We start from the raw sequence: 20,600 nt of genomic DNA, 5'->3' as shown, positions 1-20,600 counted from the left end.
TTAAATGGCTTTTAATACCAATTCAAACTTTATAAATATAGTTTTTAATGTTATTGACCATACCAATGCCATGCTGGCTTATTGGGATAAGAATCTAATTTGCCGGTTTGCAAATAATGCCTATTCAAAGTGGTTTGAAAAAACTCCCGATGAAATGATCGATAAGATGTATTTATGGGAGTTAGGAGCGTTGTTGTATCAAAGGAATCTTAAACAAACAAATGCAGTTTTAAGAGGGGAATTACAGGTTTTTGATAGGCTTTTAACTACTCCATCGGGAGAAATTAAAAACACAAGGGCAACTTATACCCCCAATTTTATAGATGGTGAGGTAGATGGTTTTTTTGTGCATGTTGCCGATATAAGCCCTATTGATATGAAAACTTTAATGAATGATCAGGATGATTTAAAAACCGAGAAGGTTTTTTTGTTCTCCAATGATCAAATTTTAGAGCAAGTAGTACAAACCTTAAAGTCATGTATTTTTACTGAGTTCCCAAGTATAGCAACGCTATCAAAAAAGCACTTTATTTCGGAATCAAAGCTTAAAAGAGACTTTAAGGAAAAATATAATAGCACTATTTTTTCTTATTACCGGAATCTTCAGATGGAATTTGCTGAAAAGTGCCTTAATGAAAAGCGTTGCAATAAAAGTCAGATGGCTTTAATGCTAAATTTCTCAAATCCGTCTAATTTTTCTTCATGTTATCAAAAATATTTAAATGAAAAATTAGCGAAAGAGCTCATTAGTAAAATACACTCAGAAAACCAGGAAAATCATATAACTTTTGTAGAGCAAGCTCCGGTTGCCATTGCCATGTTTGATAAGAATATGGCATTTATCGCGGCATCGTTAAAATGGGTAGAAGATTATGATTTGCAAGGTAAAGAAATCATAGGGGTAAACCTTTACCGGGTTCTTCCTCAAATTAAATCTCAATTTCATGATTTATTGCTCACATGCTTGAAAGGAGAAAGTCATTTTGATGATGCTATAATAGAAAACCAGGATGGATCATTAGCCTGGATGCATTGGGATCTGAGACCTTGGTATAAGAACAGATTAGAAATTGGTGGTTTTTTAATATTGACTGAAAATATTACTCCTTTTAAGCTTAAGGAAGCAGACAGCAGTCAAATTTTAGAAATACTTAATAAAACGCAAAAAATTGCCCGTATTGGGGCTTGGAGCAGGAATTTTGTTAAAAATACCACTATTTGGAGCAAGGTATTGAAAGAAATGCTTGAAGTACCTGAAGATTTTAGCCCAGACCTGAAAACAGCTATGGGATTTTATAAAGAAGGTGCCGACCGGGAATTGGCCGGATTGGGATTGAAAGATGCACTTGAGAATGGAAAATCATTTGATGGTGAATTTGAAATGATTACAGCCAAAAAAAATTCAATAAGGGTTAGAGCTGTTTGCTATCCGGAATTTAATAATGGGATATGTGAAAAGCTGTCAGGTATCTTTATTGATATCACTCACCAAACAAAACACGCTGCAACATAACGTTTGCTTAACATTTGCAAGAGCGCCCCAATTAAGCGAGTTAAAATTAATTTTATTATGAATAATATACTCCTAATTGAAGATAATCATAAAATTAGAGAGAACATTGCCAGGCTTTTAATTGCCGAAGGTTATCATGTTTCAATAACAGATAATGGTATGAGCGCACTAAAGCATTTAAAGGCACAATTACCTGATCTTGTGATTTGTGAAATTATAATGTCGGGTATGAATGGCTATGATATTTATAAAACCATGTTCAGCTGGTTATACATAAATAAAATCCCTTTTATTCAATTTACCGCCAAGTCCGGAGTGGCCGAAAAGCAGGGAGCGACGGTAATAAATGTTAAAAACTTTAAAAGTTCGGGCTATAAAGATCGCTGCCTTTTAAACTTTGTGGCAAATTATTTCCACACAACCACTGCTATAGGTAAATAATTATAGTATCGATGATGATTTTGGTAAACTTATAGTTAAAATAACGATGGGGAGCTTCTGCTTTTATACGTTAAATACTTATTGATCAATGTCTTCTACAGGCAAAAAATGACCGCCAATAGGTTGATTAGTGCTTCTACTATCTCTAAATTTATACTAATCACAAGCGACAATAATGTTATAAGCTTTAACAGGTAAAAGACCAGGCATTTAACACATTTTTAATTGAGATAACCTAAATTGAAATTTTTTGAATAACTATCCCCCTAACGTTATTCGTAGTAAAGAAATATAGCACCATCCTAATTTTAGAATAAAAACAACAAATGTAAATCGTCCTTTAAAAATTATTTTTTCAACCTAAATCAGTGAATGTATGTACAGCAAAATGGATTACCCGATTAATAGTTATTTAGATAATGACAGTTGTACTGTTGGAACATCTGAATGCATTGACTTACATTACGGCCAAATTGTGGAACGCATTGTGCGACGAGATCATATGGGTATAAGCGAAATTGCGAGAAAGCTGAATGTAAGTCGTAGAACCTTGTATAATTGGTTTGAAACAAAAAAATTGAACCTGGATATAATTTGCCAAATCGGCTTTGTGATTGGGCATGATTTTTCCAAAGAGTTTCCCGAAGCTTTCGCCAAAAGAATTAATTCTGTCAACGCTGATCGTTCGTTTGATGCATTAAACATAAAAGATCAGCCCCGTGATGCAACTTACTATTGGATGGACAAGTACATAAAGCTGCTTGAAAAATTCAATGAAGTTCTAAGTCACGAGGGGAAAAATATAATTGTATAGATTTAAGTAAACTGATAGCAATTGATTAATTAATACAAATTCCATTTTTAAAGTCATTTGATCTTGCCAATTTATTGGCAGGTTAAGTTTCTGTACCGGTCAACTATATTTTTGGTAAATACCACTTCCGTTTTTAATGCTACAAACTTTTGGTGCCCAGTCATCTATTTGAAATTTGCAGCAAAAATACTTCCTGTTAATGTTGATATTGACAGGAAGCCATAAACAATGACCTGAACTAAGGTTGAAAATATAAATTAACTCTTTCTTAATAAAGTGGCATTGTTCTGATGTCTCAATCACATTAAAAATAACTCCAAGATGCTTTTTAATTCGGTTAGTTTTGCAATTTTTTTGCCGGTTGTGTTTATTTTATATTGGTTGATATTTAACAGGAACCTACAGCTTCAAAATTTTTTATTGCTTTGTGCAAGTTATTTCTTTTATGCATGCTGGGACTGGCGTTTTCTTTTCCTTCTGGTTTTCTCAACGCTATTAGATTATTTTACAGGATTAAAGATGACGGAGTCGGAAAACCAGAAATCAAGAAGTTTTTGGTTGTGGCTTAGTATTTTGATCAACCTGGGCTTCCTTGGAGTGTTTAAATACTATAATTTTTTTGCCGGGTCATTTACGCAAATGTTTTCAAACTTTGGGCTAAACGTTAATCCCTGGACATTGAAGGTTATCCTGCCGGTTGGAATATCTTTTTATACTTTTCATGGACTATCATATGTTATTGATATCTATAAAAGAAGGATCAAAGCCGAAAGAAACTTTATTGATTATTCTTTATTCGTAAGCTTTTTTCCCTTATTAGTTGCCGGGCCTATTGAAAGAGCAACCCATCTTTTGCCCCAGATAAAAAAGGCAAGAGTGTTTAATTATCATAATGCTGCTAATGGGTTAAGGCAGATATTATGGGGCTTATTCAAAAAAATTGTAATTGCAGATCAATGCGCCGAATTTGCAAATACAATATTCGCTAATTCAGCTTCATATTCCGGAAGCACATTAGTTTTGGGAGCAATATTTTTTACCTTTCAAATTTATTGTGATTTTTCGGGCTACTCAGATATTGCATTAGGGGTTGCAAGGTTATTTGGGATAGAATTATTAAGAAATTTCGCATTTCCATATTTTTCAAGGGATGTTGCTGAATTTTGGAGAAGATGGCATATATCACTATCAACCTGGTTTAGGGATTACTTATACGTTCCTCTCGGTGGCAGTAAAGGCGGAACCTGGCTTAAAGTAAGAAATACCTTTATAATTTTTCTGGTAAGCGGTTTTTGGCATGGTGCAAACTGGACCTTTATAATCTGGGGATTTTTAAATGCATTATTCATTATGCCATCAATTATCTTTAAAACCAACAGAAATAATCTTGAAATAGTTGCTAAAGGAAAAAGCCTGCCAACGCTCAGCGAATTTCTGCATATACTATTAACTTTTTGTATGGTTGTTTTTGCCTGGATCTTTTTCAGAGCTAACAACGTTACCCACGCATTTAACTATTTAGGCAGAATATTCTCCAGATCACTTTTTTCTATACCAAGTTTTGATGTTAACCGGCCGCAGTTATTAGAGACCATTGCCTTAATTGTGTTTTTCATTGTGATTGAATGGAACGGGAGAGAAAACCAGTATGCAATTGAAACTTTAACCAAGCTTAAAAGTAGAAATTACCGGCTTGCATTTTATTATGCGCTGGTTTTAATTGCATTCTTGTTTGCAGGTAAGGAACAACAATTTATTTACTTTCAATTTTAAAAAATGGGAAGCTTTTTAAATAAAACAATGGTGTTTATATTAACAAGTATGTTACTATTAGCCTGTATAATATTGATACCGGATTTTTTGGTTAAGAAATTTTCGAAATTTAATATTGATAAGGGTTATAAAATTGTATTGTTTGGACATTCACACTCTGAGTGTGCTTTTAACGATTCATTAATATCAGGATTTAAAAATCTTTCACACTCTGCAGAGCCTTACTTCTATACGTATCAAAAAGTAAAAAAAGTAATTTCTCAAAACAACCAGGTTGAAACTATTTTGATTGAATTTTCCAATAATCAAATTGATGAGAAAATGGATGAGTGGACCTGGGGATATAAATATATGTCGAACATGTTTCCGCAGTATGCGTCTTTTATGGATCCTGCAGATTTAGAACTGCTATTTAATAAAAATCCAAAGGATTTTATTAATTGTGTTTCCATTTTAGCAAGGCAGAATATATTTAGAGTGGTTACTTTAAATTATAGTTTCAGTGGCAGTATCGGTGGTTACTTAAAAATTAATAATCCTAAGCCACTGGAATTAAACAATAAAAGATTACCTATCGTCAGAGATACCGCATCAGGGCGCACTGTTTTGTCAATGACCAATCTCAACTATCTTAGAAAGATAGTTGATTATTGCCGTCAAAAAAACAAAAAAGTCTTCCTGGTCAGAAGTCCTCAACATATTGGCTACGAGTACATGAAAAATGAAAAAGTTTTCATGGCTATTAAGAAAAACTATTTTCAGGATGTTGATTTTTTAGATTTTAATAACTTTCCTTTAAAGGATGATGAATTTGCTGATCTTGGACATTTGAATTTTAAAGGAGCTTCAAAATTTTCCGACTATGTGAATAGGATGATCAGTTCAGGGATTTTAGAACCCGGCAAAAAGCAGGTATTGATAAATATGACGCTGCCGAAGAAAATGTATTTTAAACCCGTTGTAAACAATAGTAATTAGCGTAAAAACTAAGGATAAACCTTTTAACTACGAAGTCACAATCACACAAGAAGCGCCATCCAAAAAAAGCTGTTACTTAATTAACGTAAATGACGGCCATAAATATGTGCCACTTTAAATTGAGTGTACTATTTCTGCCAACTTTTTATAGTTCGGTATTGAATTAAACTATTTGATTCATGGTCATTTACAATTGGTGATTAGTAGCCCCACTTGAAGAAATTACATCTACGCTTACATACAATAGAACATGAAAACAATTCTCGTTATTGATGACAGTAATGATATCCGTGAGGATACAGCCGAAATACTGGAGCTTAATGGTTATATTGTATTACAGGCTGCAAATGGCAGCAAAGGTGTAGATATTGCCCAGGTCAGAAAGCCAGATCTGATTCTTTGCGATACAGTGATGCCCGAAATGGATGGCTATGGAGTATTAAGCCAGCTGCGTAAGCAACCCGAAACGGCCCGTATTCCCTTTATATTCCTTACAGCCAAAACTGAACGAACAGATTTTAGAAAAGGTATGGAAATGGGTACCGATGATTTCCTGATTAAGCCGTTTGGCGAAATGGAATTACTCCATGCTTTGGAAAGTCGGTTTTATAAAAAGGAAGTACTTGAACAATATTATATAAAATCCTTAATTAGCCTGGAAAAACTAACTGCTGGAAATAGAAACGAAAAAGTGGATTTGAAAACCGTAATCGCCGGCTGGAAAGTTAAGCAGATTAAAAGGAAGCAGATACTTTATTATGAGGGTGATGAGTCTTCTGGTTTATATCTTTTGCTTGAAGGATGTATTAAAACTTTTAAAATAGCCGATAACGGGCGGGAACTGTTGCTGGGTTTGTTTAAACCAGAGGATTACATTGGTTTATATTCCCTACTATCGGCAGAAAATTATTCAGAAACAGCTGAGGCCGTTAGTGATTCTACAGTATGTGTGTTACCCCGGGAAATGGTGATTGATATGATCAATCGCTATCAGAATATTAATCAGCAATTTATTCGGATGATGGCCAGTAATATTCGGGAGAAGGATAATCAGTTATTATTGATGGCCTACAATTCGGTTCGCAAACGTTTATCACAGGTACTTTTAAGGTTAAATACACCATTGTCAAACCCACTTCTGTTTAAAATATCACGTGAAGAACTGGCCGGCATGGCTGGTATGGCTGCAGAAACAGTGAGCAGAATACTTACAGACTTTAAATCTGAGGGCTTGATAGAACGTATTGGTACCCACATCCGGATAATAGATCATGCCCGGCTGGAGAAAATGAAAGATTGAGTTTTTGCGGATGTTTAGTTCATACTAACTCTAAAAAAAAGGCAAACCAGCCTTTATAGCTCATTTGCCTTCATGTATTATTGATTGATGCCTTAAAATGGCTATTCAACATCGTTTGTATTTGTCATAATCACTTTGAGTGCCTTCTCTTTAGCTGCATGCTCAAAAGTGTCATAAGCCTCTATAACCTGGTCCAGTCTAAAATGATGGGTTATTAATTTACTGGGTTGCAATTTGTTGGCATTAACAGTTTTTAATAACATGGGCGTTGAAGTTGTATCTACAAGCCGGGTTGTAATTGTTATGTTTTTTGACCAAAGTGTTTCAAGATGAAGATTTACGCTTTTGCCATGAACACCTACGTTGGCGATATGTCCGCCCGGTCCAATGATGGCCTCACATAATTCAAAAGTTGCAGGAATGCCAACAGCCTCAATTGCTGTATCAACTCCTCTGCCCGAAGTAAGGTCCATTATTTTTTTGACAACATCTTCTGTACTGTTATTCATAAGATGTGTTGCTCCAAAGCCCTTGGCAACATTCAGCCTGTTGTCGTCAGGGTCGATCATAATAATTTCTGCAGGTGAAAAAAACTGAGCAGTTAAAAGAGCAGCTAAACCGATAGGCCCAGAACCAACAATAGCAATGGTATCACCTGGTTTAACTTGTCCGTTCAATACTCCGCATTCAAAACCGGTGGGTAAAATGTCGCTCAGCATTACCAGTGCTTCCTCATCTGCCCCTGCAGGAATGGGATATAAGCTATTGTCGGCATGAGGTATCCTTACATATTCTGCCTGGGTACCGTCAATAAGGTGGCCAAGAATCCATCCGCCGTCTTCACAGTGAGAATACATACCTTTTTTACAATAACTGCATTTACCACATGATGTAATACAGGAAATAAGTACATGGTCACCAGGTTTAAAATTACTTACGGCACTCCCGGTTTCTTCTACAATACCTACACCTTCGTGCCCTATTATTCTGCCATCTTCAACCTCGGGAACATCACCTTTCATGATATGGAGGTCGGTACCGCAAATGGTGGTTTTAAGAATTTTTACAATTACATCTGTGGCTACTTTTATCTGTGGTTTAGGTTTTTCTTCCCAGGCCTTTTTTCCTGGCCCATGATAAACCAAAGCCTTCATTGTTTTTATATTAAGATTGGCTGATTCATCTAAAGTCTCTTTTTCAGTTTTTTGTTGCATTAAAGTTTCCATGATAGTGATTTAATAGTTTTATTGATCATTAATACAAAGATGGATTGATAATGCCAGGCAGGAAATGACGGAAATCATTATAATACATGATATACATTTTAATGAAAAAACACAAACTTAGAACTGTATAAGGCGGATAATGTTTGGAATCAATAATTTACTTTACACTAAATGTGAAAATATCTACACTTATTGTAAACGTATCTAAAGGCAACTTACAATTTTATGACAATTGTTCAAGTCGCTTTTCTATCGTACACCAATTAGATAAATTTGAATTATTGGCTTGCTAAATGTGACTAATTGGTGGGCTTTAGTTTTAAAATATGTTGATGAAAATGAATGTTGAAACTGTTAAAACAAGTGAAAAATTATGGTAAAGCAGGATTTGATGGTCAGTATCTGCTGTACAACTTACAACCAGGAACAATTTATTGCTCAAACCATGGAGAGTTTTTTAATGCAGATAACAAATTTCAAATTTGAAATTGTTATCGGCAATGATTGCTCTACCGACGGTACATTGGAGGTACTGAAAAAATATATTGAAAAATACCCGTCTATAGTAAAGGTAATTACTCCGGAAAAAAACATAGGCCCTCACTATAACATGATCGAAACGGTTGCCATGTGCAAAGGAAAATATATTGCACTTTGCGATGGCGACGATTATTGGACAAATCCTCACAAATTGCAAAAACAAGTTGATTTTTTAGAGCAAAACCCCGATTATGTTATGTGTTGTCATTATACGCGGGTAATTGACAATGACGATAACACCTTGTATGTTGATCCCAATCCACTGCCATTAGTGCATACATATTCCGACTTGCTGGCCGGTAGGCAGGAAGAAACCAAGACAGCTACAGTTGTATACCATAATAGCATGGCCGTACACCAATTGTTTCAAAAGCCCTGGTATTTAAAATGTTATGCGGCAGATAAATTTTTAAAAATTTTTGCCACGTTTAATACTGGTGGTAAAATTTATGTAATGCCCGAGGTGATGAGCTGTTATCGAAACCATTCCGGAGGCATCTGGAGTATGATTAAAGTTGAGGCACGTATGGAAATGGTGATAAGCGATTTTAACCTTATCATTAAGCATTTTAAATACCGCCGAATTCAGAGGCTAACGCTTTTGTTACTTTATGTAAAAAGATACATATTATTTGAATTGAAGCGACATAGGATTCGCAAAGCTTTTGATACTGTAAAGTACCTGCTTTAAACTCCCTTTGTAAATTTGATTTCAACAATAAATGACAATCGGGGCGTAGGCAGTTGCTTTTATCTCCATTGTTTTTTTTATATTTTAATGGGAATTACCTTTTTTATCGCAAATGCCTATAAGGTTTTCAATGAATCTTGTTGGGTATCCATCGCCTGTCCAAGCTGTCTTATAAACAATCTAGCCGTTCTATATCATCATTAATAACCCTAATTAAAATAACTTATGTCTTACAAATATTTTTCGATTCGAAATAACGAAGAATGGAATACTTATATCGATAGATCATTAATACATGAGGTTTTTCATACCTGGTACTATCATTCTTTAAATAAAGAAGGAGAACCAGTACTATTTGTGTACGAAGAAAATGATTTGTTCATTGCATTGCCGGTGATCAAACGAAAAATAGAAAATTCTGCATTTTTTGATATGACCTCCGTTTATGGTTATTGCGGGCCCATATCCAATATAAACCTATTGGATATACCGGCGTTAGCGACTACGCGCTTTAAAAAAGCTTTTGTAAGCTTCATGAAAGAGGAAAATTCAGTTTGTATATTTTCCCGATTGCATCCTTTTCTTAATCAGCATAATATATTGGGAAGTATTGGCGGATTGAAAGAAAATGGAACAACACTATATATGGATCTTTCTATGGCTGTAGAGGATCAAAGAAGCAGATATGATAAACGACTTTCGCGCCAAATAAGAAAAATGCGTGAAAAAGGTTATCTGATCAAGGAGCTAAACACCCTCGAAGGTATAAAAAGCTTCATTGACATGTACTACAAAAACATGGATAGGGTAAATGCCTCACCCAATTACTATTTTGATGAACAATATTTCGCCAATCTTCTTAGTATGGAGGGGTTTGATAACAAACTTATTCTTATTTACGACGGACCGGTACTTATCTGCGGTGCATTGATTTTACTATCAGGCAGTATTATTAGAAACCACCTGTCAGCAACATCTCCAGATTACCTGAAAGAATCGCCCAGCAAACTTTTAACCGATGAGATAAGTATGATTGGGAGAAGGCTTGGCAAAAAAATCTTTCATCTTGGAGGTGGGGTAGGTGGCAAGGAAGACTCTCTTTTTATGTTTAAAAGATATTTCACAGATTTACAAGTAAAGGATCAAATTTGGTGCTACATCAATGATCATGTTGCTTATAATGAACTTGTTTTAAAGGCAGATGTGGATGCAAATGTGGAACCCAATTATTTCCCCTCATATCGTCAGCCTAAAAGAAAAACACAAGCACAAATTTCAAATATAGTAACCACCAATGTTTAAATTCACCTTAATAAATTTAAAATTATGAAAAATAAATTCACTTATTCGGAAGCTAATGACCCTGCCATCTTTGATCAGGTAATGACTGATTACGGCTGGATTGTTTATGAGGATGCACTGAAAACTGATTTTATTGATGAAATTACCACTTCGTTAGTGAAGGCATACGATGTAAGACGCGAAATTCAAATTGCCAATGGCATAGGTGCAAATATGAACGGTACACTTCACCACCTTGTAGAAAAAGATATTTTTACACTGAAGTTTCTTGAACAAAGGTACTGCGAAAATGAAATAAAGCACTTTTTAAAGGGAAACTATATCTTAAACTCATTAGGCGCGGTTATTAATTTGAGAGATGACAAGCCTTACGTTCAAAATATCCACAGAGATATCCGAAGTTTTACCGGAGATTTTAAAATAATGATCCAAATGATGATTATTTTGGATGATTTTACTATAGAAAACGGAGCGACCTATTTTCTCTCAGGCTCACATAAACACGAAGAAAAACCAGATAGCGATTATTTTTACAATAATGCAGACCGGGCGGTAGCAAAAAAAGGCAGTATTATTTTGTTTGACTCTAATCTGTGGCACGCAGCTGGAAAAAACAATACCGATGAAAAAAGACGAACTCTGACCATGGCCTTTACCCGCCCATTCTTTAAACAACAACTTGATTACCCGAGAGCCTTGGGTTATAGCTTCGGCGAGGGATTGAATGAACATTTAAGGCAAGTTTTGGGTTATAATTCCAGGATACCAGAGAACCTGAATGAATATTATCAACCAGTTGAAAAAAGAATGTACCAGCCCAACCAGGGTTAATTCAATTAAAAATAATTGAAACAGATATTGGATTAAGGTTTCCTAAACATTGTTGCTATACTAACCAATGAGGCTGTATCATAGATTATGAGCAGCCTTTTTTTGTTTTATTTTTTTTGAGGGGTGACTGTGAATTGTAAAAAAAAGCAATTCACAGTCACCCTTTTTTATTTATAAAAAATGAACTGCAACTTTAAAATAGTGAATATGGGTTAATTGAAAATACAAATGGAATGATTTCATCTGTACTTCAGGGCCTATTGGCCCGCGTTTCTGGATTTAGTGTGGTAATTAATGGTAAAATATTATTAGTTTTATTAATTCTAAATTGTCAGTTTTTCTTGAAAACATCTTACCTCACTATTGATGACTCACCGTCATCTAAGTTTTTGGAGCATTGTGATTATTTAAATGCGCTGCAGATTCCGGCAGTGTTTTTTTGTATAGGAAAAAATTTGGAGGTGGAAGCAGATGCGGTAATTAAAGCAATAAAGATGGGCTTTAAAATTCAAAATCATTCCTATAGTCACCCTCATTTTTCTTCAATTTCATTAAAAGAAGCCTGTGATCAAATTGCTAAAACAGATGAAATTATAACAGCACTTTATCTAAATGCGGGATACACTTATCATGAAAAATGGTTCAGATTTCCCTATGGTGACAAGGGAGACGGAAAATTTGGGCAAAATTTTAAAATGTTCCCTCTGCCTGATTTGAAAAGGGCAAACTATATACAAGACTTTTTAAAAGAGATGGGGTATACTAAACCCAAATTTAAAAATGTTAATTATTCTTATTTAAACAGTAAAAGATTCAATAACGATATTGACCTTCTTTGGACATTCGACATCATGGAATGGGCAATAATTAAGCAAAATATTAAGGGACTTGAAACTATGGAAGATGTTTTGGAAAGAGTAGAAAGTAGAAAGCCCAAAGACTATTTAAAGGCGTACGGCAACAGAAAAAGGTGGCTTGGAAATCATGATTCAGATGAAATTATATTACTTCATGATCATATTGAAACAAGCGTTGAGTTTAAAAACATAATAAACAAACTCATCAGTTTACAAATTGAATTTAAGGCGTTGTAATTTATTTTTGTTTTGTTAAGATGTTTACTGTTGCTTTAAGTTCCTGCGACCAGGAGGCTATCGGCTGGCAGTATCTCACATAATGTAGATACTCTTTTGATATATTATCGGGATTTATATACCAATCTACGTGTTTCATTGTATATGGCCGCTGTGTTCTTAAGGCGGGGTCCCTCAAACTAAAAACAGAACTGTTACGGTACATTGCAAAAGTGGAGTGAACAGCAGCAACCACCACATCAGCATCTAACGCTTTAGCCATAGGGGGCCAAAATTGCGATTCATGTTTAATTACGTTGGTCTTCAAAGGGTAATAATCAGGAATGTCATTGATCTCCAGCGAAAGTCCTATATGATTATAATCCGGATATTTATCTAATAATGCTGAAAGATGTTTAATTGTATCATTGGGAGTATCCCGGTATGGGATTAGGTCGGCGTCTGTTATGATAAGCTTAGGGAACTCAGTAAGCTGTTTTGCTATATAATTTATTCCTCTGAGCCAGGAGTTATGATTCAGGTAAATTACCTGGCAATTTTTAACCTGTGCTAAAGTCTTATAATATTCTATTAATGGGATATAATTTGATTTATTGTCGACAACAATAATTGACAAATTATTATTTAAAGAGTTAAGCCAGTTAATTTGTGCTTGTAACGAAAACAGGCGGTTATGATTATTAATTAAAACAGGGATTGAGTTTTTAATTAATTTATTATTATCAATAATTATTGGGTTGAAGGCTATGTGGAATTTCCACTTGATCGCTCTTTTTAAAAATTGCAGATTTTTGTACTGTCCTATTAATTTTAGCTTAAACCAACTTGTTTTCTTTTGAGAATAATCTGCAAATATCTCCCTGATCATAAATTCATTAGCTATAAAAGTTATAATGAGCAATGATAACAGTACTAATTTCCATCCCAATTTTTATCACCTGTTGCACTTGGACTAAGGATCTTATCATATTCATAGGTTAGGCTACCTATAATTAGTAAAACAATAACACACAAAATAACAATGATAATAAATACAATTATCTTACGCTTATCCGTATCACTATCTGCCAGCATATTTTTTTAATATATCGCAAATATAATTAGATAAACTCCGCAAAATAAAAAAAAGTTAAACGAGCATTCAGCAAATATGAGCATTTAGAATTCAGGGGGGATGTATTATATTATATTGCCCAAGAGAGTTTGCGGAAAAATTATTAACCCACACATAGCCAATGTACAAAAGGTGTGTGACTTTGCCCGAACAATGAATCAGTTGTTTTAAGAATCGGTATCCTGCTTAATTGTTAAAATTGAGGGCATAAATTATTCAAATAGTCGTGCAAAATGGTTTTCCAAATGGTTACGCATCCCATTCCTAAGCATTTCGGCAGATCCCTTTTCGATCAGGTCTATCAGGCCCGCATGTGAAACAAATTTCCTGGGTTTAACGGGTTTCTTCAACAAGCCGCTTTGGTGTACATAATCAAATACCGGGAGCAGCAGCTTCTGAAATTTGCGCAGGGTTTCATTGCCGGTGATATCGTATAGCTTTCCGTGAAATTTAATTTCCTGCTCCACATCAAATATGGCAGCCTGTGATTGGGCCGGTTCAATTGCAACAATTGAACGTAATTCGGCAATATCCTCTGGTGTTATGCGCTCTATAATAAAATCAGCCATCCCAATCTCCAGGGCCAGGCGCATTTCAAATATCTCTTTGAGGGTAACGGTGTCCAATATTTGTGGATTCATACTCTTTTCCAGTATGGACACCAGGTCGGGGCTGGTAAGCACCGCGCCTCGTTTCTTCCTCGAATCAATCAGTCCCATTAACCTCAATCGGAGCAGGGCTTCCCTGATCACAGTCCGGCTTACTCCCAGTGCGGCCGACAATTCCAGCTCTTTGGGTATGGCATCGCCCACTTTAAAGTTTTTTTCAATAAAAAGCTCGATCAGGTTTTTTTCAACCCGGTCTACCAGCGAACTGGTATCCACATTTTTAATGTTCTGAATAAGGCCGTTAGTCTTCATATTTCTCCCTCTGCAAACTTACAAATAGCTGTCAATAATTATCAACAATCCTTAAGTGTATTCCTAACACACAGGTAATCAATAAAAAAATATATCCCGAATTATTTTGTGAATCTAAAATAAAAATTTCTATAATTGTATTATGTATGACATAATACAAAACTAACCAAATTCAAATGAACAGAAATTTTACCCTTCACCGGGCTTTGTTTACCGTAATTGGCCTATTGCTTTTTACGTTTGTACAAGCCCAAACCAAGAAGATCAGCGGGCAGGTCATCGCTGACGACGACCATGGCGCTTTGCCTGGCGTAAGTGTTATTATCAAAGGAACAACCAAAGGCGGCCCAACTACGGCTAATGGTTCCTACTCCATTGAGGCATCGGCAAATGATGTATTGGTGTTCAGTTTTTTAGGGTATACCACCCGCGAGATCAAAGTTGGCGAGCAAACGGTTATTAATGTGGTGCTTAAACCAGATAACAAAGCGCTTAACGAAGTTGTTGTAGTGGGGTATGGTACCCAATCGCGTAAAAGTGTTACCAGTGCTATTGCCACTTTAGATAGTAAGGTGCTGGCCACCGCTCCCCGGGCCAATATCGGCAGCGCGTTGCAGGGTACTGTATCTGGCTTACAGGTAGTGAACAGTAGCGGTGCGCCCGGCGCAACTCCCCTGATCGTATTAAGGGGCGGTGCATCTATCAACAGCCCCGGAGCGCCACTGGTAGTGGTTGATGGAATCATCCGGGCCTTTAATGATATCCCGGCTGATGATATTGCTTCTATCGATCTTTTAAAAGACGCGGCCTCCACTGCTATATACGGCGCAAGAGCCAATAATGGTGTAATCCTGATCACTACAAAACAAGGAAAATCGGGTGTAGCGCAGGTAACCTACAAATTTACAGAAGGGTTTAACCGGCAAAGGGAAGGTTATTCTTACATGAATGCCGGCGATTATATTTACTATAACCGCCTTGGCAACGTCAATTCTGGCAGGAACCTTGCGCAAATCAACGCAACCCGTGGATATGGCTTGTTAACCGATGCAGCAAACCTTGCTTCATTTGATATTAAAGCGGAAACACCGGCAAATGTTGGTCTTCTATCGCAGGGATGGCAGGATCTGGATGATCCGGCCAATCCGGGCAGCAAGATCATTTATAAAGATCACAGTAAAGAGGTGCAAAACCTGTTGTTCAGGAATACACGCACCCAAGATCATTACCTGAGCGCTATAGGCGGTAATGACAAGGGCAAGTATTTTGCCAGCCTGGATTACTATAACGAAGATGGGGTGATCGTTGGGTCAAATTACAACCGTTATTCCGGCGATTTTAATGGCTCATACAAAGTGAAACCCAATGTGGAAGTATTTACCGGAGTAACACTTTCCACTTCGTCGCAATTAGGTGCACCTGCCGGCGATGTAAACTCCCTGTACCGGACTTTGGCTTTATGGCCAACTTTCAATCCATGGCTGGATGCCGCCAAAACGCAGCCAAACCCTGGCAATAGTATCAGCGATGGCAATCCACTATACTGGCTGGGTAAATTAAAGCGCAGTAACGAGGTAGACCGGATCACCGCAAACGCGTCCGTAAAATGGGATATCATGTCCGGTTTATTTTTAAAAGTATCGGGCAGCGGTTATTTAAATCAACAGATCAACCAATCTTTCCAGCAGGCTACACAATCGTATGCTACATTGTTTGCCAATCCGCCGGCATATAACAATACCAGTCGGGAATCAATTGCAGGCTATTCACGTACCTTTCAGCAAACCTATAACGCTATCCTTAATTATACCAAATCATTTGGTAAGCATGATCTGAGCGCTATGATTGGTGCCGAGTATTATGATCAAAAAGCTTTAATTATACAGGTAGACGGTACAAACGCGCCAACTGATAATATATCTACGGCCAACGCGTCAACTTTATTCGCTGTGGGTGGCAACACCAGTTCCCAGGCCGAAAATCGCATCATTTCTACATTTACCCGTTTAAATTATGCTTATGACGATAAGTACCTGCTGACCTTTGTATTAAGGGAAGATGGTGTATCGCAACTTGCTTCTAATAAAAGGGTAGGTTATTTTCCCGGCGTATCTGCAGGTTGGAATGTTGCCAAAGAGGGTTTCTTTGAAAAATGGGGATTAAATAAAGTATTCTCTACTTTAAAACCACGTGCCAGTTACGGTTCGAATGGTAATATAGCAGGCTTAGGTAATTATGATGTGCAGGGAATATACGCTGCTCAAACTTTATATAACGGGCAGGGCAGTTTCCTAAATACCGGTTTAACCAACGCTAACTTAAGATGGGAAAAAAGCCGCACAACAGATATTGGCGCCGACCTGGGCTTTTTTAAAGATAGGATAAGCTTTCTGTTTGATTACTACAATCGCATCACCAGCGACCTGTTAACCAGTTTGCCTTTACCAAGTTATACCGGTTTTTCCAGCATTCAAACTAACCTCGGTACATTGCAAAACAAGGGATACGAATTTACAGTAAAGGCCAATGTGCTTAATAATCCAAGTGGATTAAGAATTGATATTGGCGCTACGGCATCCTATGTAAAAAACAAAGTACTTAAATTGCCTTATAACGGCAATGTGAATAACAGACAGGGCGGTTTGCAGGTTTATGATCCAAAATCGGGTAAAGTTATTTGGGTAGGCGGTATCCAGGAAGGGCAGCCCTTAGGGCAGATATATGGATACAAACAGGTTTCTATATTTAAAGATGCCGCAGATGTAGCTGCTACGGCAGGTTCAAGGGTTGATAATGTTGCAGGTATCACCGGGCCAGGCCTGGCAGCCGGAAAGGGCGGCCATATTACCCCTGGTGATGTGAACTGGCAGGATGTAGACAAAAACGACACCATTGATTCGCGCGACCAGGTTTACCTGGGTAATATCTATCCTAAGTGGACCGGCGGGTTCAATGTAAACGTAGCCTACAAAGCATTCTCTTTGTACTCCAGGTTTGAATACACCTTAGGTAATACCATTTATAACGATCTTATGGCCCGTACATTGGGTAACTACCAGGGTACCTTTAACTACATCGATCTGCAAAAGCAGGCATGGTCGCCAACCAATACCAATACCAATACCAGCATACCTAAAGTTTATTATGCCGATCAGGTAGTGGGATCTAAACAAAACTATACAAGAGGCAATAACGCCGGTGCGGTGCTAAATGGCAATAACTCCAATTTGTATGAAAGTGGCAATTATTTGGCCTGCAGAGAAATAACATTATCCTATGATTTCTCTAAATCAGTGCTTGATAAAACACATTTCCTATCTAAAGTGCGGTTATACGCCAGTGCCGGGAATCTGTTCTATATAAAGAAATTCAGCGGCCCTACACCAGAAGCTCCGGTATCCAACGGTTCATTAACCGGTATTTACCAGGGTACTTATCCAACACCCAAATCATTTGTAGTAGGTGTACAAGCCTCATTCTAATTTTTTAAAATATTTGATATGAAAAAATATTCATTCATCATTTTATCGGGATTGTTTATCCTGGTATTAGCAAGCTCATGCCGGAAACAGCTCGACCTTGCTCCGGTAAGTAGTGTAACGGATGGCAACTTCTGGAAAACTGCCGATCAGTTCGATTCCTTTGTGGCTGGTGTGCATACCCAGTTCAGATCAAACAACGCCGCTTTTCAGATCCTGGGCGAAATGCGGGCAGATATCTTTGCAACAGACGCCGGTACAAATGGGGCATTTACGGGTGAGGCCACCCAGGGATTGGAGCGCTTATGGACACAGAACCTAAACCTGGATAACCCCGGCGTAAGTAGTTTTGGCGGTTTTTATAACAATATAAACCAGCTTAACCTGCTGATCAGTAAGTTAAACAGTACGGCTATTGTAACAGCAGCCAACAAAAACTATTACCTCGGTATAGCCTACGGTATGCGCGCATTTTACTACTACCAGTTATACCGTAGCTGGGGCGCGGTAATCATTCAAACCGAACCGACATCTGGCGCTACGCTGGATATATCCAATCTGGCCAAAGCTGCATCACCGGCAGCTGATGTGATGAACCTTATTAAAGCGGATATTGATAAGTCGGTTGCCAGTTTTGGAACAGATTACTCTTTCAAAAATTTAAAATCTTACTGGTCAAAATCAGCTACGTTGATGCTCAAAGCCGATGTTTATTTATGGACAGCAAACCGCGCCGGAGGTTCAGCAGATGCAACTACTGCTAAAGCTGCCTTAAACGACATTCAAACTAATGTGCCGGCGTTACAATTGTTGCCTAAATACAGCGATGTATTTGCTACAACTACCAAAGGCAATAACGAAATGATATTTGTAAGCCATTACCAGTTTAATGAAGCAACCATGGCCTTTGTGCAAAGTAGTTTTGTACCGCAAAGCGGACTGATTGCTAATTTTTATGATTCCCTTGCCAACCGCCAGTTTTCACCAACTACGGATAACTGGGGGGGCTTGCTTAGAGCACCGGTAAGGATAGCTGCATTCAGGTCATTTGACGATAAAGATAGCCGGAAGCTGGCCAGCATACAGCCGGCTTACCAAAAATTAGCCAATGGCACTTTCAAAATTGCCGGTTGTTTTACCGATAAATACCAGGGCGAGCAAAATGCAGGTTCAAGATTGATCACCAACGATTATCCGATCTATCGCTATGCTGATTTACTCCTGATGCTGGCGGAGGCCAAAGCAGTATTAGGCGAATCGCCGGTAACGGAGCTTAACCAGGTAAGGGCCAGGGCATTTGGCGCTAATTACAATGCGGCTGTACATGGGTTTCCTAACCAAACGCTGGATGCCAATCCGAAAGAAGCCATTTTACAGGAACGTTTTTTTGAATTTGTGTTTGAAGGCAAGCGTTGGTATGACCTGCGCCGGGCGGGCGATAGCTACGTGTATGAGCATACTACGCTACTATCATCACAAGCCTACGCGCTGTTATGGCCGGTGGATCGTACTACACTTACCAATAACAGGCTATTGGTGCAAACCCCTGGCTATTCATCTTTTTAACCAATAATTATTCTTTAACCGGGAGCGCAATCTCCCGGTTAATATTCTTTATATAACACAAATATGAAAATTGAACATCTACAAGGGTTGATCAGCGCGCCTTTTTCACCTTTAAATGATAGGGGTGAACTGGACCTGGATATTATACCCGCTTATTACGCATTTTTAAAATACAACGGAGTTACCGGTGCTTTCATCAACGGTTCAACCGGCGAGGGGGTATCACTGACTTTAAACGAAAAAAAACAGGTAGCTGAGGCCTGGGCCAAAGCATCTAATCATGACCCCGATTTTAAGGTAATGGCTTTCTTGGGCGGTACTTGCCTGGCCGATTGTATTGACCTGGCCACGCATGCACAGGCATTGGGTTTGTACGCGGTATCCTTAACCTCTCCGTTTTATTTTAAACCGGCAAATATTCATATGCTGGCAGAAACTTGTATAACGGTTGCATCGGCCGTACCCGGCATGCCATTTTACTATTACCATATACCAGTACTGACTGGCGGCCATTTCTCTATGTTTGAATTGCTGAAGGCTCTGGATGGTAAAATAGATAACCTGGCAGGCGTTAAATATACTCACGAAGATTTTATGGATTTCCAGAGTTGTATCAGCTTTAAAAACGGCAAATATGATATGCTTTGGGGACGCGATGAAAACATGCTTTCGGCACTGGCGCTGGGTACTAAAGGTGCGGTCGGCAGCACATTTAATTACGCGACTCCATTATATCATGAGCTTATTGCTGCTTTTGATAACAATGAATTAAGCAGGGCGCAGCAACTACAGCAAAAATCAATAGATATGATTCGCTTGCTGGGAAAATACGGAGGAATTGCCACTGGAAAAGCTTATATGAAATTAGTTGGGCTTGATTGTGGTGAATTTAGGTTACCTGTTTCCAATATGACTGCAGAACAGTTTGAAAACTTTAAATTAGACGTTTCTGAACTGGGTTTTGATGATTTTAAATCTATCGCACCCGCTGCAAACCTTTAAAGATGAAATTCATACT

16 protein-coding genes and 1 pseudogene are annotated in these 20,600 nt (G+C 37.6%); 13 read left to right on the top strand and 4 right to left on the bottom strand.

Going from position 1 to position 20,600, the window contains the following annotated elements:
- Positions 1-4 precede the first annotated feature (4 nt).
- From AC1DYB_RS17500 to AC1DYB_RS17475, 6 genes are all read left to right on the top strand, one after another.
- Positions 5-1,513, top strand: coding sequence for a PAS domain-containing protein (locus AC1DYB_RS17500; RefSeq protein ID WP_477398088.1), 1,509 nt, complete (start codon positions 5-7; stop codon positions 1,511-1,513).
- 57 nt (positions 1,514-1,570) lie between these two features.
- Positions 1,571-1,954, top strand: a complete 384-nt coding sequence (locus AC1DYB_RS17495; protein ID WP_295713880.1) for a response regulator — start codon at positions 1,571-1,573, stop codon at positions 1,952-1,954.
- 376 nt (positions 1,955-2,330) lie between these two features.
- Positions 2,331-2,768, top strand: a complete 438-nt coding sequence (locus tag AC1DYB_RS17490) for a helix-turn-helix domain-containing protein (RefSeq protein WP_295713882.1) — start codon at positions 2,331-2,333, stop codon at positions 2,766-2,768.
- Positions 2,769-3,287: 519 nt separating this feature from the next.
- Positions 3,288-4,541, top strand: a complete 1,254-nt coding sequence (locus AC1DYB_RS17485) for an MBOAT family O-acyltransferase (protein ID WP_477436861.1) — start codon at positions 3,288-3,290, stop codon at positions 4,539-4,541.
- Positions 4,542-4,589: 48 nt separating this feature from the next.
- A complete protein-coding gene (locus AC1DYB_RS17480; protein ID WP_477436859.1) occupies positions 4,590-5,519 on the top strand; it encodes a hypothetical protein in 930 nt (309 codons plus the stop codon).
- Between the two features lie 250 nt (positions 5,520-5,769).
- Entirely contained in the window at positions 5,770-6,819 is a 1,050-nt protein-coding gene (locus AC1DYB_RS17475; RefSeq protein ID WP_477398081.1) for a response regulator, read from the top strand.
- A 101-nt stretch (positions 6,820-6,920) separates the two neighbouring features.
- On the opposite strand, the gene AC1DYB_RS17470 is transcribed toward AC1DYB_RS17475, so the two are convergent.
- Positions 6,921-8,045, bottom strand: coding sequence for a zinc-dependent alcohol dehydrogenase family protein (locus tag AC1DYB_RS17470; protein WP_477436857.1), 1,125 nt, complete (start codon positions 8,043-8,045; stop codon positions 6,921-6,923).
- Between the two features lie 373 nt (positions 8,046-8,418).
- Between AC1DYB_RS17470 and AC1DYB_RS17465 the strand changes: the two genes are divergently transcribed.
- The 4 genes from AC1DYB_RS17465 to AC1DYB_RS17450 all read left to right on the top strand — a co-directional run bounded on the left by AC1DYB_RS17465 (position 8,419) and on the right by AC1DYB_RS17450 (position 12,503).
- Entirely contained in the window at positions 8,419-9,276 is an 858-nt protein-coding gene (locus AC1DYB_RS17465) for a glycosyltransferase (RefSeq protein WP_477436855.1), read from the top strand.
- 225 nt (positions 9,277-9,501) lie between these two features.
- Positions 9,502-10,578 carry a GNAT family N-acetyltransferase gene (locus AC1DYB_RS17460; protein ID WP_477436853.1) on the top strand — a complete coding sequence of 359 codons (1,077 nt, stop codon included), beginning with the start codon at positions 9,502-9,504 and terminating at the stop codon, positions 10,576-10,578.
- A 24-nt stretch (positions 10,579-10,602) separates the two neighbouring features.
- Positions 10,603-11,409: a phytanoyl-CoA dioxygenase family protein gene (locus tag AC1DYB_RS17455; protein ID WP_477436851.1), complete on the top strand. Its 807-nt coding sequence runs from the start codon at positions 10,603-10,605 to the stop codon at positions 11,407-11,409.
- Positions 11,410-11,642: 233 nt separating this feature from the next.
- Complete coding sequence (locus AC1DYB_RS17450; protein ID WP_477436849.1) at positions 11,643-12,503, top strand: polysaccharide deacetylase family protein; 861 nt, start codon at positions 11,643-11,645, stop codon at positions 12,501-12,503.
- Between the two features lies 1 nt (position 12,504).
- Here the strand turns inward: AC1DYB_RS17450 and AC1DYB_RS17445 are convergent, their stop codons facing one another.
- Both AC1DYB_RS17445 and AC1DYB_RS17440 read right to left on the bottom strand, forming a co-directional pair.
- Positions 12,505-13,431 carry a hypothetical protein gene (locus AC1DYB_RS17445; protein ID WP_477436847.1) on the bottom strand — a complete coding sequence of 309 codons (927 nt, stop codon included), beginning with the start codon at positions 13,429-13,431 and terminating at the stop codon, positions 12,505-12,507.
- 398 nt (positions 13,432-13,829) lie between these two features.
- Positions 13,830-14,537 carry a FadR/GntR family transcriptional regulator gene (locus AC1DYB_RS17440; protein ID WP_295720036.1) on the bottom strand — a complete coding sequence of 236 codons (708 nt, stop codon included), beginning with the start codon at positions 14,535-14,537 and terminating at the stop codon, positions 13,830-13,832.
- 176 nt (positions 14,538-14,713) lie between these two features.
- Between AC1DYB_RS17440 and AC1DYB_RS17435 the strand changes: the two genes are divergently transcribed.
- From AC1DYB_RS17435 to AC1DYB_RS17425, 3 genes and pseudogenes are all read left to right on the top strand, one after another.
- Positions 14,714-18,019 carry a SusC/RagA family TonB-linked outer membrane protein gene (locus tag AC1DYB_RS17435; RefSeq protein ID WP_477436844.1) on the top strand — a complete coding sequence of 1,102 codons (3,306 nt, stop codon included), beginning with the start codon at positions 14,714-14,716 and terminating at the stop codon, positions 18,017-18,019.
- Positions 18,020-18,037: 18 nt separating this feature from the next.
- Positions 18,038-19,582, top strand: coding sequence for a SusD family outer membrane lipoprotein NanU (gene nanU / locus AC1DYB_RS17430; RefSeq protein WP_477436842.1), 1,545 nt, complete (start codon positions 18,038-18,040; stop codon positions 19,580-19,582).
- Between the two features lie 63 nt (positions 19,583-19,645).
- A pseudogene (locus AC1DYB_RS17425) lies at positions 19,646-20,521 on the top strand (dihydrodipicolinate synthase family protein); the annotation flags it as partial.
- Here AC1DYB_RS17425 and AC1DYB_RS17420 read toward each other — a convergent pair.
- Positions 20,522-20,593, bottom strand: a complete 72-nt coding sequence (locus AC1DYB_RS17420) for a hypothetical protein (RefSeq protein WP_477436986.1) — start codon at positions 20,591-20,593, stop codon at positions 20,522-20,524.
- Positions 20,594-20,600: the final 7 nt, after the last annotated feature.

It is taken from the genome of Mucilaginibacter sp. P2_A4, assembly GCF_056405015.1.
This window is presented reverse-complemented; position numbering and strand designations above follow the sequence as displayed.

Coding starts and splice junctions, on each gene's coding strand:
- AC1DYB_RS17490 (WP_295713882.1), top strand. CDS start 2,331: ATGTACAGCAAAATGGATTACCCGATTAATAGTTATTTAGATAATGAC.
- AC1DYB_RS17460 (WP_477436853.1), top strand. CDS start 9,502: ATGTCTTACAAATATTTTTCGATTCGAAATAACGAAGAATGGAATACT.
- AC1DYB_RS17455 (WP_477436851.1), top strand. CDS start 10,603: ATGAAAAATAAATTCACTTATTCGGAAGCTAATGACCCTGCCATCTTT.
- nanU (WP_477436842.1), top strand. CDS start 18,038: ATGAAAAAATATTCATTCATCATTTTATCGGGATTGTTTATCCTGGTA.
- AC1DYB_RS17485 (WP_477436861.1), top strand. CDS start 3,288: ATGACGGAGTCGGAAAACCAGAAATCAAGAAGTTTTTGGTTGTGGCTT.
- AC1DYB_RS17435 (WP_477436844.1), top strand. CDS start 14,714: ATGAACAGAAATTTTACCCTTCACCGGGCTTTGTTTACCGTAATTGGC.
- AC1DYB_RS17480 (WP_477436859.1), top strand. CDS start 4,590: ATGTTACTATTAGCCTGTATAATATTGATACCGGATTTTTTGGTTAAG.
- AC1DYB_RS17495 (WP_295713880.1), top strand. CDS start 1,571: ATGAATAATATACTCCTAATTGAAGATAATCATAAAATTAGAGAGAAC.
- AC1DYB_RS17465 (WP_477436855.1), top strand. CDS start 8,419: ATGGTAAAGCAGGATTTGATGGTCAGTATCTGCTGTACAACTTACAAC.
- AC1DYB_RS17440 (WP_295720036.1), bottom strand. CDS start 14,537: ATGAAGACTAACGGCCTTATTCAGAACATTAAAAATGTGGATACCAGT.
- AC1DYB_RS17450 (WP_477436849.1), top strand. CDS start 11,643: ATGATTTCATCTGTACTTCAGGGCCTATTGGCCCGCGTTTCTGGATTT.
- AC1DYB_RS17470 (WP_477436857.1), bottom strand. CDS start 8,045: ATGGAAACTTTAATGCAACAAAAAACTGAAAAAGAGACTTTAGATGAA.
- AC1DYB_RS17475 (WP_477398081.1), top strand. CDS start 5,770: ATGAAAACAATTCTCGTTATTGATGACAGTAATGATATCCGTGAGGAT.
- AC1DYB_RS17500 (WP_477398088.1), top strand. CDS start 5: ATGGCTTTTAATACCAATTCAAACTTTATAAATATAGTTTTTAATGTT.